The sequence below is a fragment of the Pseudomonas sp. C9 genome (assembly GCF_002000165.1).
Taxonomy (GTDB): Bacteria; Pseudomonadota; Gammaproteobacteria; order Pseudomonadales; family Pseudomonadaceae; genus Aquipseudomonas.
Genome location: NZ_MPAK01000001.1, coordinates 2,692,864 through 2,707,060 on the forward strand (window position 1 = coordinate 2,692,864; position 14,197 = coordinate 2,707,060).

Genomic DNA, 14,197 nt, shown 5'->3' on the forward strand with positions numbered 1-14,197 from the left:
AGTAAGTGATGATTTATGGAAGTTTTGACCTCCGCCGTGGTGATCACGATGGGAAACCGGCGCAGAACACACCTCCACGATGGGGAGGCAACGATAATCCAGTGTTAACGGTAGTTAGCGCCGAGACGGCAGCGGCATTTTTGGGCAGTAGTGCTGCACTTGCTGTTCCTGAACATGTGAGAAAGCTGCAAGAAGATCTCGTTACGTTAGGATTTTCAGTGGCTGGTAAGCCGGATGGCGGATTTGGGATTCGCACTAGTTGGGCAGTGAGAGAGTTTCAAATATATGCATCTATGAACCGGGTGGCATGTGTTAGACCAGAAAAGCAGGGTCAACTTTTGCTAGATCAATCAGGAGCGCCCGTAAAAGTAAACAACCTGGACGTATATTTTGATAGCTCTGCAGCCATTGTAGCTAAAGCGGGTAAAGCTCCCTCGGTAAGTGGTTCTACTACTGCTCCTGCCAGTTATTATGTTGATAGTCTCCAGTCTGTAGTTAACGCAGTGAAGTATGATGGTCCAATAAGCGGTGTTGTAAACGAGAAGACTAGAATAGCCATTGAACATTGGTTGGATAATGATTACAGGTGCCCAGTTGTGTTTGAAGCATGGGCGATGAGTCAGGGTGTAAGAAGTAATTTGGCCCCGGCAGGTTGTAATATATGGGCTCATGACAGTTTCACTCCCGGAGCGCCCAGAATTCTAGTTAGAGATTTTTCAGATTGTTTTGAGTTTCCTGCCGAGCGAACTCAAATTGATTATCAGTCCGTAGGATATTATCAGTCAGGTAGCTTTGGCGGACCCAATGCTACTAAGGCACATAGTTGGTCCCCTGAAGCTGATATGTCGGTTAAAAATATAACGGGCGCAGCAATCAATCCTTCACAGCTTAATACTCCTGCGTTATCAACATATCGCACGATCCGAGTGGTAGCAGAGGCAGAATGCTTTGGACGTTTTGATGTGTTGAACGCGTGGGATAATGCTTTGATCTCCGCTGGGCCATGCCACTGGACTATGGGGCTTTTTAACAATGGAAAGTATGGGAAAGGGGAGTTTGTTGGATTTATTGCGTATTTAAAGCATAAAAGCAACGAGACGTTCAATAAAGTTTTTGGAAATTTTGGCTTGTATCCGATATATGATTGGGGCGACTCCAGATTGTACGCGGATGATTTGAAGACTTATTCCGGGTGGGTTAAGCTGACAAACGACACTTTTGTTCAGGCCCAGCAAAGTCATGCGGATACAGAGTTTGACGAGTTGTTGAAAACCAAAGAAGAAGCACATTACTTAAAAACATGGCACTGGTTTTATAGAATGGGAATGGCCGGCAGAACATTACAAGATTACAAAACAACTATGTGGTCGATGGCCAAGGTCAGGGTTGCAGATATCATGAAAAAAGAAATTACTTTTCATGTTGGAGCCGCGACCGTAACCAGTACCTTAGGTAAAGTTTTTACTTCGGAAAAATCGGTAGCAATTCTTCTAAGGTGGCATGTCTATCGCCCATCTCATGTCGTAAATGATGACTATGAGAAAATCACGCCAATCGTACAGCAGGCGGTAAATGGAACAGCCGGTGTAAATTGGCAGTCTGCGGTGGCTAGTTGGGGGGACGCGCATGAGGTGGCGCTGACAGAAAAATTGTTGTCGGCTGCTGCTGCTATCAACTCGACGATTACCACAAGTATCGCTTTCGGTGCAACTCAGCCTCAGGGCTCGGTTAGAACTGGTAGAAATACCTTTGTCTTGGAAGTTTAACTATGAAATACATTTTTGCTTTTCTGGTGTTTTCTCCTTTGGCTAGCGCCGCCACTGTAGATGTTTGTGATGCGTCTGGGGGGGCGAAGCACTTTATTTCACAATGGTCCGAAGACGGGGATTCGATCGACACGTTATCGAGGCTGAGTGGCGATAAATTTTCAGTTCAAGAAGGAGAAGTAGTTTACAACGGTGATCTCAACGGCGATGGCATAAAAGATTTTATCTTTACTTCCTATGGTAGTGAGGGCTCTAGCAAAGATAAAACATACGGCTTTCTAATTCAGTGTAAAGGTTATTTGAAGTTTGTGGGTGGCGACTATTTTGCTAAGGTAGAGGTGTTAGACAAATCTCCTGAAACTATTAGTGGTTTCAAAGATATACAAGTTTACTCCTATCAGAGAGATGGTGATGGGAATGTTCGTTATAAGGGAAAAGATGCTTTAACCACTCCCCATAAGTGGAGCTTTAATCCGGAATCGAAAAAGTATGAGGGTGAGTCCGAGTAAGATAGTTGAGAAGTGGGGTGGGTTTAATTATTAGGTGGTTTCGCCGTCGATAAATAAGTCTGTCCCATTTCAGCAAAAACATATTATACGGACAATACGCCTAAATAGTTGGAACTATAGAGAACGTGATGGATTTGTTTGTGGCTACAGCCAGCCTTGCTTATTTGTAAATGGTTCGTGAACTTTTCAGTTGATTAAATAGGGTGGATTTGGTCGTTTGATTTGTCCTGTTTTCTTCTATGTTTAAATGGAATTAGCTATCTATGATTAAAAATATAATTTTCTTGGCATGTTCAGCGTTTTTTGTATCCAGCGTCGCTACCGTTCAAGCAGAACCGTTTTATTCCGCGAAGATATTACAAGCCGACTATTCTGCGGTTCCTAACCTGAGACTTCTAATTAGAATTCAAGATGTAGAAACGGGAAGTAATGAGCCTAACGGCTCTACTCGATTGGACTGTATGCGTGCTAACAAGTCAGCTGCTCAGCCTGGGCCAAACCCTTGCTTTTCTTTCGAACTGGATGAGGGAAATGGAAATGTCAGTGTTCTAAAGCAGACTCTGCTAAACGATCCACAGCGGGGAAGCGACCCAATTTATATTGAGTTGCTTTACAAGACGGATCAGACAAAAAATCAATATGGGTGGTTTGATAATAAAACGGTCAAACTAAGAGTTGATGATAATAATGGATTGAATAACTGGGATGCAGATCTACCCCAAAGTTTACCTCAGGTCAAAATAGTGCAAGAGAGCGAAATTTATCAGTTGGTTTTGGCGGATGCGGATGCGCTGCTTAATTCGGCTTACCATGATAAGGCTAATCGTTTAAGTGACGAAAAAAGAACCGCGTTTCGTGAGGTTCAACGAGCCTGGATGAAACTCCGGGATCTCGAGTGCGTAAAGTCTATATATGGTGAGCAATCTGCTAGTTGCTTGATTCGTCTGACCCTAGATCGTGCCAGGCAAATCGCGGTTGCTCCGCCATCAAAGTAGCTGAAATAAACTTAAAAACAGTATGTTCCATAATCAAGGATTGAAGAAAGTGAAACGCATTGTTTTAGGATTAAACAGCGTGCTAATCGCGTTAGTGCTACTGCCGGTTTCAGCCGCATTAGCCCAAGACGACTGCAGTGAAATCAGATCTAGCTCGCAGGTTGCCCCCTGTTCCGAGGCTGCAAAGAATTCCGCCGATTCTCAGCTGAATACGAGTTATCACCAACTGATGGCAAGGCTTGAATCTCAATATTCAGTTAATCCGAAATTAGGGGCGGAGTATTCGACGCAGGTAAAGGAATCCCAGCGTGCGTGGATCAAATTACGGGATACGAATTGCACCGTAGAGGCGTTCCAGATTGATTCAGGCAAGCCTGCTCATGTGGCGGTTGTGAACAATTGCATTGCAAAAATGAGTCGGGAGCGTTCGGCTTATTTGGACGGGATTGCGCCTGAGACTGTGGGCCGTTCAGGCGGTGGGGGCGGGGGAAGTGCTTCGTGTCCATCCTCGGACTTCGCGCAGTTTCTGCCAGCATTTTCCGCCAATGCCGAGTCCCAGAAGCGCCTAACCGCACTGGCGGTGAAAATATTGGTGTTGAAACGTACCTCAGATCCAGGTCGATTTGAACCGCAAATCACTGCGGAAACAGGCTCCAGTTTGGCGTTTCCGTTGATGGCCGCGATGGAAGGCACAACTGAAGGGGTTGAGATCGAAACAGTCGATGACACTCACATGAACGTTGTGGATAAACGGGCCGGTAACAGCAACATCAAGATTTTTAACTTTGCTAAAAAGTCGTGCTGGTCGCTGGTGGGGATTGAGGATTGGTCGATCAGCGAGAAGGAGCTTGTCGCATCCGGTAGACCCGGAATGAGCCGTGTCGAGAACGTCTGTTATCAACGTGCTGAGGGCTTGGGTGGGTTAGGGTTTCTTGAGCAATACCGCCTCACTAAGGAGTTGATTGAAGCGTCCTTGGAAAACTATGTTTGTGCTGCCGAGTCGGGTGATCCACAGGCGAGTTTGTCGGCGGCAAGATTGAGTCTTTCGCAGATGGCTCCTCAGCTAGAAACCAGCAAGGTTGAGGCGTTGTTTAAAGCGGCAGCGACGACGCTGCCGGACGGGGCGCTGGGTTATGCCACGTATTACTGTAACGGTAACTCCACCGACTATGACGGCCCTTGCTTGCATCCCGAGCAGGCGGAAAGAGAAGTTTTTCGTGCGGTTTCCATGGGCTCCACAGATGCGATGAATTATCTGGGTTTTTCTTTTGAGAGTGGTCAGTTGGGAACGACAGATATGTCCCGGGCGTTGGCCTGTTATCAGCTGTCAGCCGACAAAGGTAGCCCGCAGGGTAGCGACGGTGTGAAGCGCTTGGTTTCGCAAGGCTCAGACATAAAGGCCAGCCACTGCCTGTGAATTTCGCTGTGCAGATATAAACGTTGAAGAAGGGGGGCGCGAAGCCCCCGTTCTCTATTCGCGAAGTTGCTACACCTTCGTCCGAGGCACCGCCGGATTCGGCGTATCAATATGATCCAGCGCTCGCTCCACCAACAACCGAACCCCATCCGACATTCTGCTGATCGCCAGTGCTACGGAGCGCAGCGTGCCTTCCACATCGTCGGCCAGGTTGGCGGCGATGGCGCTGATGGACAGCAGGTCTTCCGAGGCGTTGGCCAGGAGGGCTTCGGTGTCGATGTCGGGGGAGACGGTGAAGAGGTTGCCTTTGCGCGGCTTGGGCTTCTCGCTGGGCGGCGGGGCGAAATGGTGGTTGAGGGCGCGTTCGGCGGCTTCGTGGAGTTTCTTCGAATCGAGAGATTCGTAGGGGGATGTGTCTTCGTGTTCTGGTGGATTTGGTGTTGGCTTGATCATTGATGTAGCTCCTGGAATTAAGAGACTGACACCGTTTCGCTTTGCACTTCGAAAGTGGTGGCAGCTGTGCGTTGGTGTGCAAGACCGATCCAGGAACCGGCAGACCCGAAGGTCTCCGACGCACAGCTGCCATAACGATCCGCGAGCATAGGAAAACGCTCGACGAATAGCCATAAGCAATTGCGCACCTGGATTCGGACTTGCACGTCCGTATCACCGATTTTGCGGCGACCAACAAAGACTATCGGCCGAGCGCAACGCTGCCTAGTTCACGAACACCCCCGCGTGTTGAAGGAAACGTCCGATAGCGTCGAGCGTAGAAACACCAAATCTTCCACGCTTTTAAACACACACGTTTCGTCAATGACTTGGTAGTCATCAGCGTCAAAAAGCGCGTCATCTTCTTCTAACGTATCGCGATGCTGTCGTTATCGTCTGAAGCCGCTACACTGCGCCGGCCGTTCACTTTTCTCATGAGGCTGTGCGCATGAAATTTCGTTTTCTTCTGTGGATGCTGGGTTTGTTGATGGGTAAGGCCAGCCGGACTAATCCTGCGTTTCAGCAGCAGTTGGGTGACAAGGAACTGGTGTTTCAGCTACAGACCCAGGACGGGAAGGTGGCGCGGCATTTCTTTGTGAAGGACCAGCGGATTACCAGCAAATCGGGTGTGTATGCCGAGCCGGCGTTTGCGATTGCGTTTAAAGATGCGGCGTATGGCTTTGCCACGATGCAGGCGAAGAACAAGCAGTTGGCGTTTATGACGGGGATTCAGGACAAGTCGATTCAGATCAAGGGCAACCCGGCGTTGGTGATGTGGTTTCAGGGGCTGACCAAGTATTTGAAGCCTAGGAAGGCTAAAGCCAAGGCGAAGGCTTGAGTGTTGGGTTGGGGCTGTGACGCAGAGCGTCACGGGATGCGTTACCACGCAGAGCGTGGGAACGATCAAGAGTTGAGTGTTTGACCCTGTGGTGATTCAGTTGGATCGGCGGGGGATTCATCGCGGGCAAGCCCGCTCCCACAGGGATCACCTCAATCCTGTGGGAGCGGGCTTGCCCGCGATGCTTTTAGGCCTGGCTGAATTGCGAAGCCAGTTCGCGCAGCAGGACTTCGGCTTCAAGCACTTTGGTGACCACGTCATTAGCCTTGTCGCGGCTCAGGCCGACGCGTTCGAGCAGGGCGTCGGGGATGTCTTCATCCGGGCCGGAGCCGATGCCGCGACCGCGCAGCAGGCGCACGGCCAGGCAGACGAGGTTCGGGTATTCGGCGTAGTCGCCGTCGTAGTGCGGGTCGTGTTGGAAGCGCAGGGCGGTGGCGAGTTCTTCGGGCATGTCCCAGTAGCGCATCAGCCATGAGCCGATCTGTTCGCGGCTGATGCCCAGCAGGTGTTGCTCGACATAGCTGTGGCACAGGTGCTGGTTGACTTCCAAGTGGCGGCAGATCAGCGAGAAGTGCGGCGGGAAGACGTGGGCCAGCAGCAAGTAGCCGAAGTTATGCAGCAGGCCGGCGAGGTAGGTCAGGCCGGCTTCCGGGCGCTGGGCGCGCGGCATGGCGCGGGTCAGGCCTTCGATGACGGCGGCGGTGTAGATTGACTGCTGCCAGTACGGCGTGGCGTGTTGCGGGTGGTCTTTGGGCAGGCTCAGGGTTTTGCCCAGGGCCAGGCCCAGTGCGAGGTTGATCACCAGGTCGAAACCCAGGACCCGCACGATCGCATCTTCCACCGAACGAATCTTGCCCGGCGAGGCGTAGTACGGCGACGCGGCCCAGCTGACGACTTGTGCCGCCAGCGCCGGGTCGGTTTCGACGACGCCGGTGATGTCGTCGATGGTGGCGTTGGGGTCGACGCGCAGCTTGATGATTTTCTGCGCGGTCTCGGCCAGCGGCGGAATCTCGATGGTCTCTTCCAGGCGTTGCTGGATGCGTCGTGCGGTGAACACTTGAACGGCCTGGGTGATTTCCTTGCGGTCATCGTCGGGGCGGTCGAGGTTGGGGCGGATGCTGGTCAGGTTCTCGCCGAAGTTGGCGGCGCTGGCCTTGGTCAGCATGGTCTTGAAATCTTCGCTGGTGATTTCCAGCAGCAGGCCCGGCTCGCCCGAGTTGATCAGCAACTTCGGTTCGCGCAGCAGGCTTTCTTCGTACAGGCACGGCGAACTGGTCAGCGCCGGCAGACCGGGCAGCAGGCTGAGGCTGTGTTTGCCGAGCATCTTCACCAGGCGTTCGGTGGGCACGGCAGTGAGGCGGCGGCCGGTCAGTTCGGCGAGGCGATTGAGGTCCAGCAATTGGCTTTGCGGGAACAGCACCATCAGCGCGCCAACGGCGTCATCCAGCAACACGGCTTGTACTTTGCGCGAGGCGTTCAGGCCGTGGTGGTCCAGCACTTCTTCGTAGGCAATCCCCAATTTGCCCAGCAGCAACCGAATAACAGACGGAGCGTGCAGGGGTTCTGGGGCGAGGGCAGCTTCAGTCATGGTCTGTATCCGTATTCAAACAATCGCAGGAGTATAACCAGCTTGTTTAAAAGCATCGTCCACAAACTGCGACGGTGCTCACACTTGGCCGTATTGCTGCCCATGGCGCAACCAGCGGTCGAGCAGCGGGCTGACGTGGTCCGGCCAGCGCTCCAGCAATGCCTGGGCGGCGTCGCGCACGGCGGGCAATAGATCGGCGTCGCGCATCAGGTCGGCGACCTTGAATTGCAGCAGGCCGGTCTGGCGCGTGCCGAGCATTTCGCCGGGGCCGCGCAGTTCGAGGTCTTTTTCGGCGATGACAAAACCGTCGTTGGTTTCACGCATGATACCGAGGCGCTGACGACCGATTTGCGACAGCGGCGGATGGTAGAGCAGCACGCAATGGCTGGCGGCGCTGCCTCGACCGACACGGCCGCGCAATTGGTGCAATTGCGCGAGGCCGAGGCGCTCGGGGTTTTCGATGATCATCAGGCTGGCGTTCGGGACGTCGACGCCGACTTCGATCACGGTGGTGGCGACCAGCAGTTGCAGGTTGCCGGCCTTGAATTCGGCCATCACGGCGGCTTTTTCCACCGGCTTCATGCGGCCGTGGATCAGCCCGACCTTCAACTCGCCGAGGGCGGCGGTGAGGTCTTCGTAAGTGGTTTCGGCGGCCTGACAGGTCAGCTCTTCCGATTCTTCAATCAGCGTGCACACCCAATAGGCCTGGCGCCCTTCAGCGCAGGCACCGCGCACCCGTTCGATGACTTCAACGCGCCGGGTGTCGGTGATCAACACGGTGTTGACCGGCGTTCGACCGGGCGGCAGTTCGTCGAGGATCGAGGTGTCGAGGTCGGCGTAGGCACTCATGGCCAGCGTCCGAGGAATCGGCGTGGCGGTCATGATCAGCTGATGTGGACACATGCGCCCACCGACACCTTTCTGCCGCAACGCCAGACGCTGCTGCACGCCGAAGCGGTGCTGTTCGTCGATGATCACCAGCGCGAGGTTCTTGAACTGCACTTCGTCCTGGAACAGCGCGTGGGTACCGACCACCATCGGCGTGCCGCTGGCGATCTGTTCCAGCGCGGCGACGCGGTTCTTGCCCTTGAGCTTGCCGGCCAGCCACGCGACTTCAATGCCCAGCGGTTCGAGCCAGCGCTTGAAGGTGATGAAGTGCTGCTCGGCGAGGATTTCGGTGGGTGCCATCAATGCGACTTGATAACCGGCTTCCAACGCCTGAAGCGCGGCGAGGGCGGCGACCACGGTTTTGCCCGCGCCGACGTCGCCCTGAATCAGGCGCAGCATCGGTTCGTGCTGGCTCAGGTCGTAAGCGATTTCGTTGCCGACTCGTTGCTGTGCGCCGGTGGGTGCGAAACCCAGATTGGCCAGGTACTTGGCCGGCAGCGTCGTGGCTTTCGGCATGGCGGGTGCGCGCAGGGAGCGCATGCTCTCGCGCAACCGTTGCTGGGACAGTTGATGGGTCAGCAGTTCTTCGAAGGCCAGACGGTGCTGCGCCCAGTGATGACCGAGGGCGAGTTCGTCGACGTCGGCATCGGCGGGCGGGTGATGCAGGTAGCGGATTGCGTCGGCCAGCGGCGCGAGTTGATAGTCCCGCGCCAGTTCGGTTGGCAGCCAGTCGGGCAGGCTGGTCGGGCCGAGCATTGTCAGGGTTTGCATGCACAGTTGGCGCAAACGCTGTTGGGTCAGGCCTTCGGTGAGCGGATACACCGGGGTCAGGGTTTCATCCACCGGCGGCGGTTCGTCGCCGGTAATGGCGCGGTATTCCGGGTGGTAGATTTCCAGTCCCGAAGCGCCGGGCCGGGCTTCGCCGTAGCAGCGAATCCGCGTGCCGCGTTTGAGGCCTTCTTTCTGTGCGTTGCTGAAATGGTAGAAGCGCAGGCTGAGCCCGCCGGTGCCGTCCTGCAGGCGTACAACGAGACTGCGGCGACGGCCCATGACCACGTCGGCGCCGCTGACGGTGCCTTCGATCACGGCGTCTTGCCCCGGTCGCAAATGGCCGATCGGGACCACACGGGTGCGGTCCTGATAGCGCAGGGGCAGGTGAAACAGCACGTCCTGAAGATTCTCCAGGCCGACCTTGGCCAGCTTCTCGGCCATGGCCTCGCCGACACCCTTGAGTGCCGTCACCGACACTTGCGACAACTCGGTCATGACAGCAACTTACGCCGCCACCACCGGCACGGACGGCTTGGCCACCGAGCACAGGCGAATGGAGTCAGCGAGGATTTCAATCGCCTTCGGACGCGGGAAGCTGGCGCGCCAGGCGATGGCCACGGTGCGGAACGGCACCGGCGGCGTCAGTGGGCGCACTTCGATCACGCCGGGGGCGTAGTGATGGCTATCGACGGCCGACAGCGGCAGGATCGAGATGCCGAGGCCGGACGCGACCATGTGGCGGATGGTTTCCAGAGAGCTGGATTCCACCGTGGTGTGCTTGGCGCCGTCGTTGCCTTTGGTCAGGGTCGGGCAGGCTTCCAGTACCTGATCGCGGAAGCAGTGGCCTTCGCCGAGCAGCAGCAAGCTCTTGTCGTTGAGCAGGCTGGCGTCGATGGAGTCTTTTTGTGTCCACGGGTGCTGGGCCGGCATCAGGACGTAGAACGGTTCGTCGTAGAGCGGCAGGGTCAGCACGTCGGCTTCGTTGAACGGCAGGGCGATGATGATCGCGTCGAGCTCGCCGTTGCGCAGTTTGTCGCGCAGCACGTGGGTGAAGTTTTCTTCGATGTACAACGGCATCTGCGGGGCGACCCGGTGCAGTTGCGGAATCAGGTGCGGGAACAGGTACGGGCCGACGGTGTAGATGGCGCCGACTTTCAGCGGGGCGGTCAGCTGATTCTTGCCGGCCTGGGCCAGTTCGCGGATGCCTTGGGCCTGTTCCAGGACTTTTTGCGCCTGGGCCACGATGCCTTCGCCGACCGGGGTCAGGCGCACGGCGCTCTTGCTGCGCTCGAAAATCAGCACACCGAGTTCGTCTTCAAGCTTTTTCACGCCCACCGACAGGGTCGGCTGACTGACGTGGCAACGCTCGGCCGCGTGGCCGAAATGCTGCTCTTGGGCGAGGGTAACGATGTAGCGTAATTCTGTGAGAGTCATAGCAAGCGTCCATGAAGTTGCGCGCCAAGCATAACGGCTGCAATCGATAGACGCACGTTATCAGAGTGAGTGTGTTGAGTGACACCGGGTAATGCAGGTTTGCCGCTGGCAGATACGCAAAAGGCACCTTTCGGGTGCCTCTATGCTGAGATCGCGGATCTTTGAAGTAAGGATGACCCTGTGGGAGCGGGCTTGCCCGCGATGAGGCCATCACATCCAACATCGTTGTTGACTGTTACATCGCTATCGCGGGCAAGCCCGCTCCCACAGTGTTTTGTATTACATCTTAACGTCGGCGTTTTTCCAGCGAGTACAGGAACGGTGCCGTGATTTCGATGGTGCCGTTGGTGAGCATGTCGGCCGGTGGCTTGGGCAGCGGTTGGGCGCGGCGGATCATTTCCAGGGTCGCCCGGTCCAGATCGGCAGTACCGGAGCGACCCACCAGTTCGAACGACAACACGTTGCCTTCACCATCCACGACGAAGCGCAGACGGTTGGTGCCTTCCTTGCCCCGCTGCTGCGCACTGGCCGGGTACTTTTTGTACTTGCCCAGGTGAGCAAGCAAAGTGCCTTCCCAGCTGGCTTTGGCAGCCTGCTGTGCGGGCGATGGACCCGGTGCCGGTTGTGCGGATTTCTCGGTCGGTGCCTGGGTCGGCTGCGCGTCGCTCGGTTTTTCCTCGGACGGTTTTTCCTTCGGCGGCTCCGGCTTTTTCTCCACAGGCTTGGGCGGTTGCGGCTTGGGCTTGGGTTTGACCGGCTTGGGCACGGCAATCTCGGCCTTCGGCGCTTCAGCGAGCTTCGGGATCGGCAGCTCTTCCACCGGGGCCGGTGGCTGTGGCGGTGTGACGACCTTGGGCGGTGCAGGCGGTGGCGGTGCCGGGACCGGTGCCAACTCGACCAGCATTGCCTGCGGCGGCAATTGGATCGGCGGGCGCGACGTCCAGTTCAGCGCCAGCGCGATGGCCAGTGCGTGAACGCCCAGCACCACGGCCAGGCTACCGCTGTAACGCGTCAGCTTATGGCGCGTCGTGGTCATTTCTTGACTGCCGACTCAAGCCCGACCAGGCCTACCTTCAGGTAACCGGCTGAACGCAGGTTGTCCATCACGCTCATCAGGTCGCCGTAATCCACGCCTTTATCGGCCTGGAAGAAGATCGTCGTGTCTTTCTTGCCCTTGGTCTTGGCGTCGAGTGTGGCGCCGAGTGCCTCGGCCTTCACTTCGTTTTCGCCGAGGAACAGGCGCTGGTCAGCCTTGACGCTCAGGAATACCGGCTTCTCCGGCCGTGGCGCCGGCTTGGCGGTGGAGGCGGGCAGGTCAACCTTGATGTCCACGGTGGCCAGCGGTGCTGCCACCATGAAGATGATCAACAGCACCAGCATCACGTCGATAAACGGCGTGACGTTGATTTCGTGGTTCTCGGCCAGATCGTCGTCTGCGCCTTCTTTCAAATGCAAGCCCATGGCTGATTACCCTACTTTGACCATGTGCGGTTGCGTGGAACGCTCGGTGGTCGGCAGGTGATCGAGGTCGCGGCTGACCAGCAGCAGGACTTCAGCCGAGGCATCGGACACTTGGGCCTTGTAACCGGCGATGGAGCGGGCGAAGACGTTGTAGATGACAACGGCCGGGATCGCGGCAACCAGGCCCAGCGCGGTCGCCAGCAGGGCTTCGGCGATGCCGGGAGCCACAACAGCGAGGTTGGTGGTCTGGGTTTTGGCGATGCCGATGAAGCTGTTCATGATGCCCCACACGGTACCGAACAGACCCACGAACGGCGCGGTGGAACCGATGGTGGCGAGGACGCCGGTGCCGCTGCTCATGTTGCGACCGCAGGCGGCCACCAGGCGCTCGAGACGGAAGGCAACGCGTTCCTTGATGCCTTCTTTCTCGCGGCTGTTGACCGACAGGCGCATTTCTTCCAGGGCGTCGTGGACCAGCAGGTTGGCGAGGGTGCCTTCCTTGGTCGCCGAAGCGCTGGCTTCTCTGAGCGTGGTGGCTTTTTTCAGGTGGACGATTTCGGTGCGCAGACGACGCTTGGCGCCCATCAGCTCCAGGCCCTTGGCGATCCAGATCGTCCAGGTGATGATCGAGGCAATGGCCAGGCCGATCATCACGATTTTTACGATGATGTCGGCGTTCTGGTACATGCCCCATGGCGACAGGTCGTGGGCCATGCCCAGGGTGTTGTCGGCTTCGAGCACTTCAGGAACGTCTGCTGCATCGACAGCTTGAACCGGATCGGTCGCGGCAGGAGTGGCGGCCGGGGCTGCGTGATCGGCTGGCGCGGGGGCTACGGCGGCGGCCGGAGTGGCTGGCGCTTGTGCATCAGCGAAGGCGGCGGTCGGCGCCAGCATCACGCTCAGCAACAGAGCGGCCACTGCACTCCAGGCGCGAGGGCGTTTGGTTGGCGAAGCGGGGAATTGATTGCGTGTCATGCTGGCCGGACCTGAGAGAATAAAGACGGTGAGTGTTCTTCCAGGCCTCGAGGGGCCGAGAACAAAAGTGGCGTGCATTATTGCAAGTAATTCTTGTTAACAAAAGTAATAGAGTCTCTTTTTTTCCTGCATTGCTAGCCGCTCGTCCTGTACCGGCGGTAGTCTGTGGCTTTCCGATGGGAGTTTTCTGATGTCCGCACCCTCTGTTCTGATCGCCGGTTGCGGTGATGTCGGCAGCCGCTTGGCCACCCAACTGCTGGTTTCGGGGTGGGAGGTTCACGGCTTGCGGCGTGATGTCTCGCGCTTGCCCGAGGGTGTGATTGGCGTGGCCGGCGACTTGTTCAACAAGGATTGCCCCGCGACCTGGCCAATCGGTGCGGTGGATTACCTGGTGTATTGCGCGGCTGCGACCGATCACGATGAAGCCGGTTACCGCGCCGCTTATGTCCAGGGTTTGAAGCATGTGCTGGAGTGGCTGGACGACTATGGGCAGGCACCTAAACGCCTGTTGTTCGTATCCAGCAGCAGTGTGTACGGCCAGCAGCAAGGTGAATGGATCGATGAGACTTCGCCAGCTGCAGCGGTCGGCTATTCCGGGCAGGTGATGCTTGAAGCCGAGCAAGTGGCCCTGAACAGTGGCATCCCGGCCAGTATCGTGCGCTTGACCGGCATCTACGGCCCGGGCCGTGAATGGTTGCTGACTCAGGTTCGCCGCGGTTATCGCGTGGTGACCGAGCCGCCGTTGTACGCCAACCGCATCCATGCCGACGACGCAGCCGGGCTGCTGGCGTGTCTGCTTGAAGCGGACCACCGCGGCGTGGCGCTGGATGATGTGTACATCGGCGTCGACGATGCGCCGGCAGCGCTGGCGGATGTGGTGGGCTGGTTGCGCGAATATCTGGGTGTGACCGAATGGGCAGAAGACGCCAGCGTGCGCCGCACCGGCAGCAAGCGTTGCAGCAACGCCCGGGCGAAGACGTTGGGCTGGACGCCGAAGTATCCGAGTTATCGCGAGGGTTATGCCGCGATCCTTGAGGGCCAGGGCTAACGCCACATACAACTG

Annotated in this window: 13 protein-coding genes; 6 read left to right on the top strand and 7 right to left on the bottom strand. The window is 56.7% G+C overall.

Features of this window, described 5'->3' with window-relative positions; genetic code table 11:
• Positions 1-8 precede the first annotated feature (8 nt).
• The 4 genes from BMS17_RS29785 to BMS17_RS12565 all read left to right on the top strand — a co-directional run bounded on the left by BMS17_RS29785 (position 9) and on the right by BMS17_RS12565 (position 4,687).
• Positions 9-1,766 carry a peptidoglycan-binding protein gene (locus BMS17_RS29785; protein ID WP_139348085.1) on the top strand — a complete coding sequence of 586 codons (1,758 nt, stop codon included), beginning with the start codon at positions 9-11 and terminating at the stop codon, positions 1,764-1,766.
• Between the two features lie 2 nt (positions 1,767-1,768).
• Positions 1,769-2,275, top strand: a complete 507-nt coding sequence (locus BMS17_RS12555; protein WP_046030703.1) for a hypothetical protein — start codon at positions 1,769-1,771, stop codon at positions 2,273-2,275.
• Between the two features lie 263 nt (positions 2,276-2,538).
• Positions 2,539-3,270, top strand: a complete 732-nt coding sequence (locus BMS17_RS12560) for a lysozyme inhibitor LprI family protein (RefSeq protein WP_046030701.1) — start codon at positions 2,539-2,541, stop codon at positions 3,268-3,270.
• A gap of 49 nt (positions 3,271-3,319) precedes the next feature.
• Positions 3,320-4,687 (top strand): lysozyme inhibitor LprI family protein, encoded by a 1,368-nt coding sequence (locus BMS17_RS12565; protein WP_371916725.1) that lies wholly within the window; start codon positions 3,320-3,322, stop codon positions 4,685-4,687.
• Positions 4,688-4,756: 69 nt separating this feature from the next.
• Here BMS17_RS12565 and BMS17_RS12570 read toward each other — a convergent pair whose 3' ends face one another.
• The gene (locus BMS17_RS12570; protein ID WP_077431026.1) at positions 4,757-5,140 is read right to left on the bottom strand and encodes a DUF6124 family protein; all 384 of its coding nucleotides are present in this window, start codon (positions 5,138-5,140) and stop codon (positions 4,757-4,759) included.
• 487 nt (positions 5,141-5,627) lie between these two features.
• Between BMS17_RS12570 and BMS17_RS12575 the strand changes: the two genes are divergently transcribed.
• On the top strand, positions 5,628-6,017 hold the full coding sequence (locus tag BMS17_RS12575; RefSeq protein WP_077431027.1) for a helicase: 390 nt from the start codon (positions 5,628-5,630) through the stop codon (positions 6,015-6,017).
• 187 nt (positions 6,018-6,204) lie between these two features.
• On the opposite strand, the gene BMS17_RS12580 is transcribed toward BMS17_RS12575, so the two are convergent.
• The 6 genes from BMS17_RS12580 to exbB all read right to left on the bottom strand — a co-directional run bounded on the left by BMS17_RS12580 (position 6,205) and on the right by exbB (position 13,134).
• Positions 6,205-7,605: an aminoacyl-tRNA deacylase and HDOD domain-containing protein gene (locus BMS17_RS12580; protein ID WP_077431028.1), complete on the bottom strand. Its 1,401-nt coding sequence runs from the start codon at positions 7,603-7,605 to the stop codon at positions 6,205-6,207.
• Between the two features lie 78 nt (positions 7,606-7,683).
• Positions 7,684-9,759, bottom strand: coding sequence for an ATP-dependent DNA helicase RecG (gene recG / locus BMS17_RS12585; protein ID WP_046030697.1), 2,076 nt, complete (start codon positions 9,757-9,759; stop codon positions 7,684-7,686).
• Between the two features lie 9 nt (positions 9,760-9,768).
• Entirely contained in the window at positions 9,769-10,698 is a 930-nt protein-coding gene (locus BMS17_RS12590) for a hydrogen peroxide-inducible genes activator (protein ID WP_077431029.1), read from the bottom strand.
• Between the two features lie 286 nt (positions 10,699-10,984).
• Entirely contained in the window at positions 10,985-11,734 is a 750-nt protein-coding gene (locus BMS17_RS12595) for an energy transducer TonB (RefSeq protein WP_077431030.1), read from the bottom strand.
• Positions 11,731-12,159, bottom strand: a complete 429-nt coding sequence (gene exbD, locus BMS17_RS12600) for a TonB system transport protein ExbD (RefSeq protein ID WP_077431031.1) — start codon at positions 12,157-12,159, stop codon at positions 11,731-11,733. The genes BMS17_RS12595 and exbD overlap by 4 nt, the downstream gene beginning before the upstream one ends.
• A 6-nt stretch (positions 12,160-12,165) precedes the next feature.
• Positions 12,166-13,134 carry a tonB-system energizer ExbB gene (gene exbB, locus BMS17_RS12605; RefSeq protein ID WP_046030694.1) on the bottom strand — a complete coding sequence of 323 codons (969 nt, stop codon included), beginning with the start codon at positions 13,132-13,134 and terminating at the stop codon, positions 12,166-12,168.
• 190 nt (positions 13,135-13,324) lie between these two features.
• Between exbB and BMS17_RS12610 the strand changes: the two genes are divergently transcribed.
• Positions 13,325-14,182, top strand: coding sequence for an SDR family oxidoreductase (locus BMS17_RS12610; protein ID WP_077431032.1), 858 nt, complete (start codon positions 13,325-13,327; stop codon positions 14,180-14,182).
• The last annotated feature ends 15 nt before the right edge of the window (positions 14,183-14,197 follow it).

What these genes read in the sequence shown, in the direction of transcription:
- BMS17_RS29785 (WP_139348085.1), top strand. Translation starts at nt 9, where the DNA reads ATGATTTATGGAAGTTTTGACCTCCGCCGTGGTGATCACGATGGGAAA.
- BMS17_RS12555 (WP_046030703.1), top strand. Translation starts at nt 1,769, where the DNA reads ATGAAATACATTTTTGCTTTTCTGGTGTTTTCTCCTTTGGCTAGCGCC.
- BMS17_RS12560 (WP_046030701.1), top strand. Translation starts at nt 2,539, where the DNA reads ATGATTAAAAATATAATTTTCTTGGCATGTTCAGCGTTTTTTGTATCC.
- BMS17_RS12570 (WP_077431026.1), bottom strand. Translation starts at nt 5,140, where the DNA reads ATGATCAAGCCAACACCAAATCCACCAGAACACGAAGACACATCCCCC.
- BMS17_RS12575 (WP_077431027.1), top strand. Translation starts at nt 5,628, where the DNA reads ATGAAATTTCGTTTTCTTCTGTGGATGCTGGGTTTGTTGATGGGTAAG.
- BMS17_RS12580 (WP_077431028.1), bottom strand. Translation starts at nt 7,605, where the DNA reads ATGACTGAAGCTGCCCTCGCCCCAGAACCCCTGCACGCTCCGTCTGTT.
- recG (WP_046030697.1), bottom strand. Translation starts at nt 9,759, where the DNA reads ATGACCGAGTTGTCGCAAGTGTCGGTGACGGCACTCAAGGGTGTCGGC.
- BMS17_RS12590 (WP_077431029.1), bottom strand. Translation starts at nt 10,698, where the DNA reads ATGACTCTCACAGAATTACGCTACATCGTTACCCTCGCCCAAGAGCAG.
- BMS17_RS12595 (WP_077431030.1), bottom strand. Translation starts at nt 11,734, where the DNA reads ATGACCACGACGCGCCATAAGCTGACGCGTTACAGCGGTAGCCTGGCC.
- exbD (WP_077431031.1), bottom strand. Translation starts at nt 12,159, where the DNA reads ATGGGCTTGCATTTGAAAGAAGGCGCAGACGACGATCTGGCCGAGAAC.
- exbB (WP_046030694.1), bottom strand. Translation starts at nt 13,134, where the DNA reads ATGACACGCAATCAATTCCCCGCTTCGCCAACCAAACGCCCTCGCGCC.
- BMS17_RS12610 (WP_077431032.1), top strand. Translation starts at nt 13,325, where the DNA reads ATGTCCGCACCCTCTGTTCTGATCGCCGGTTGCGGTGATGTCGGCAGC.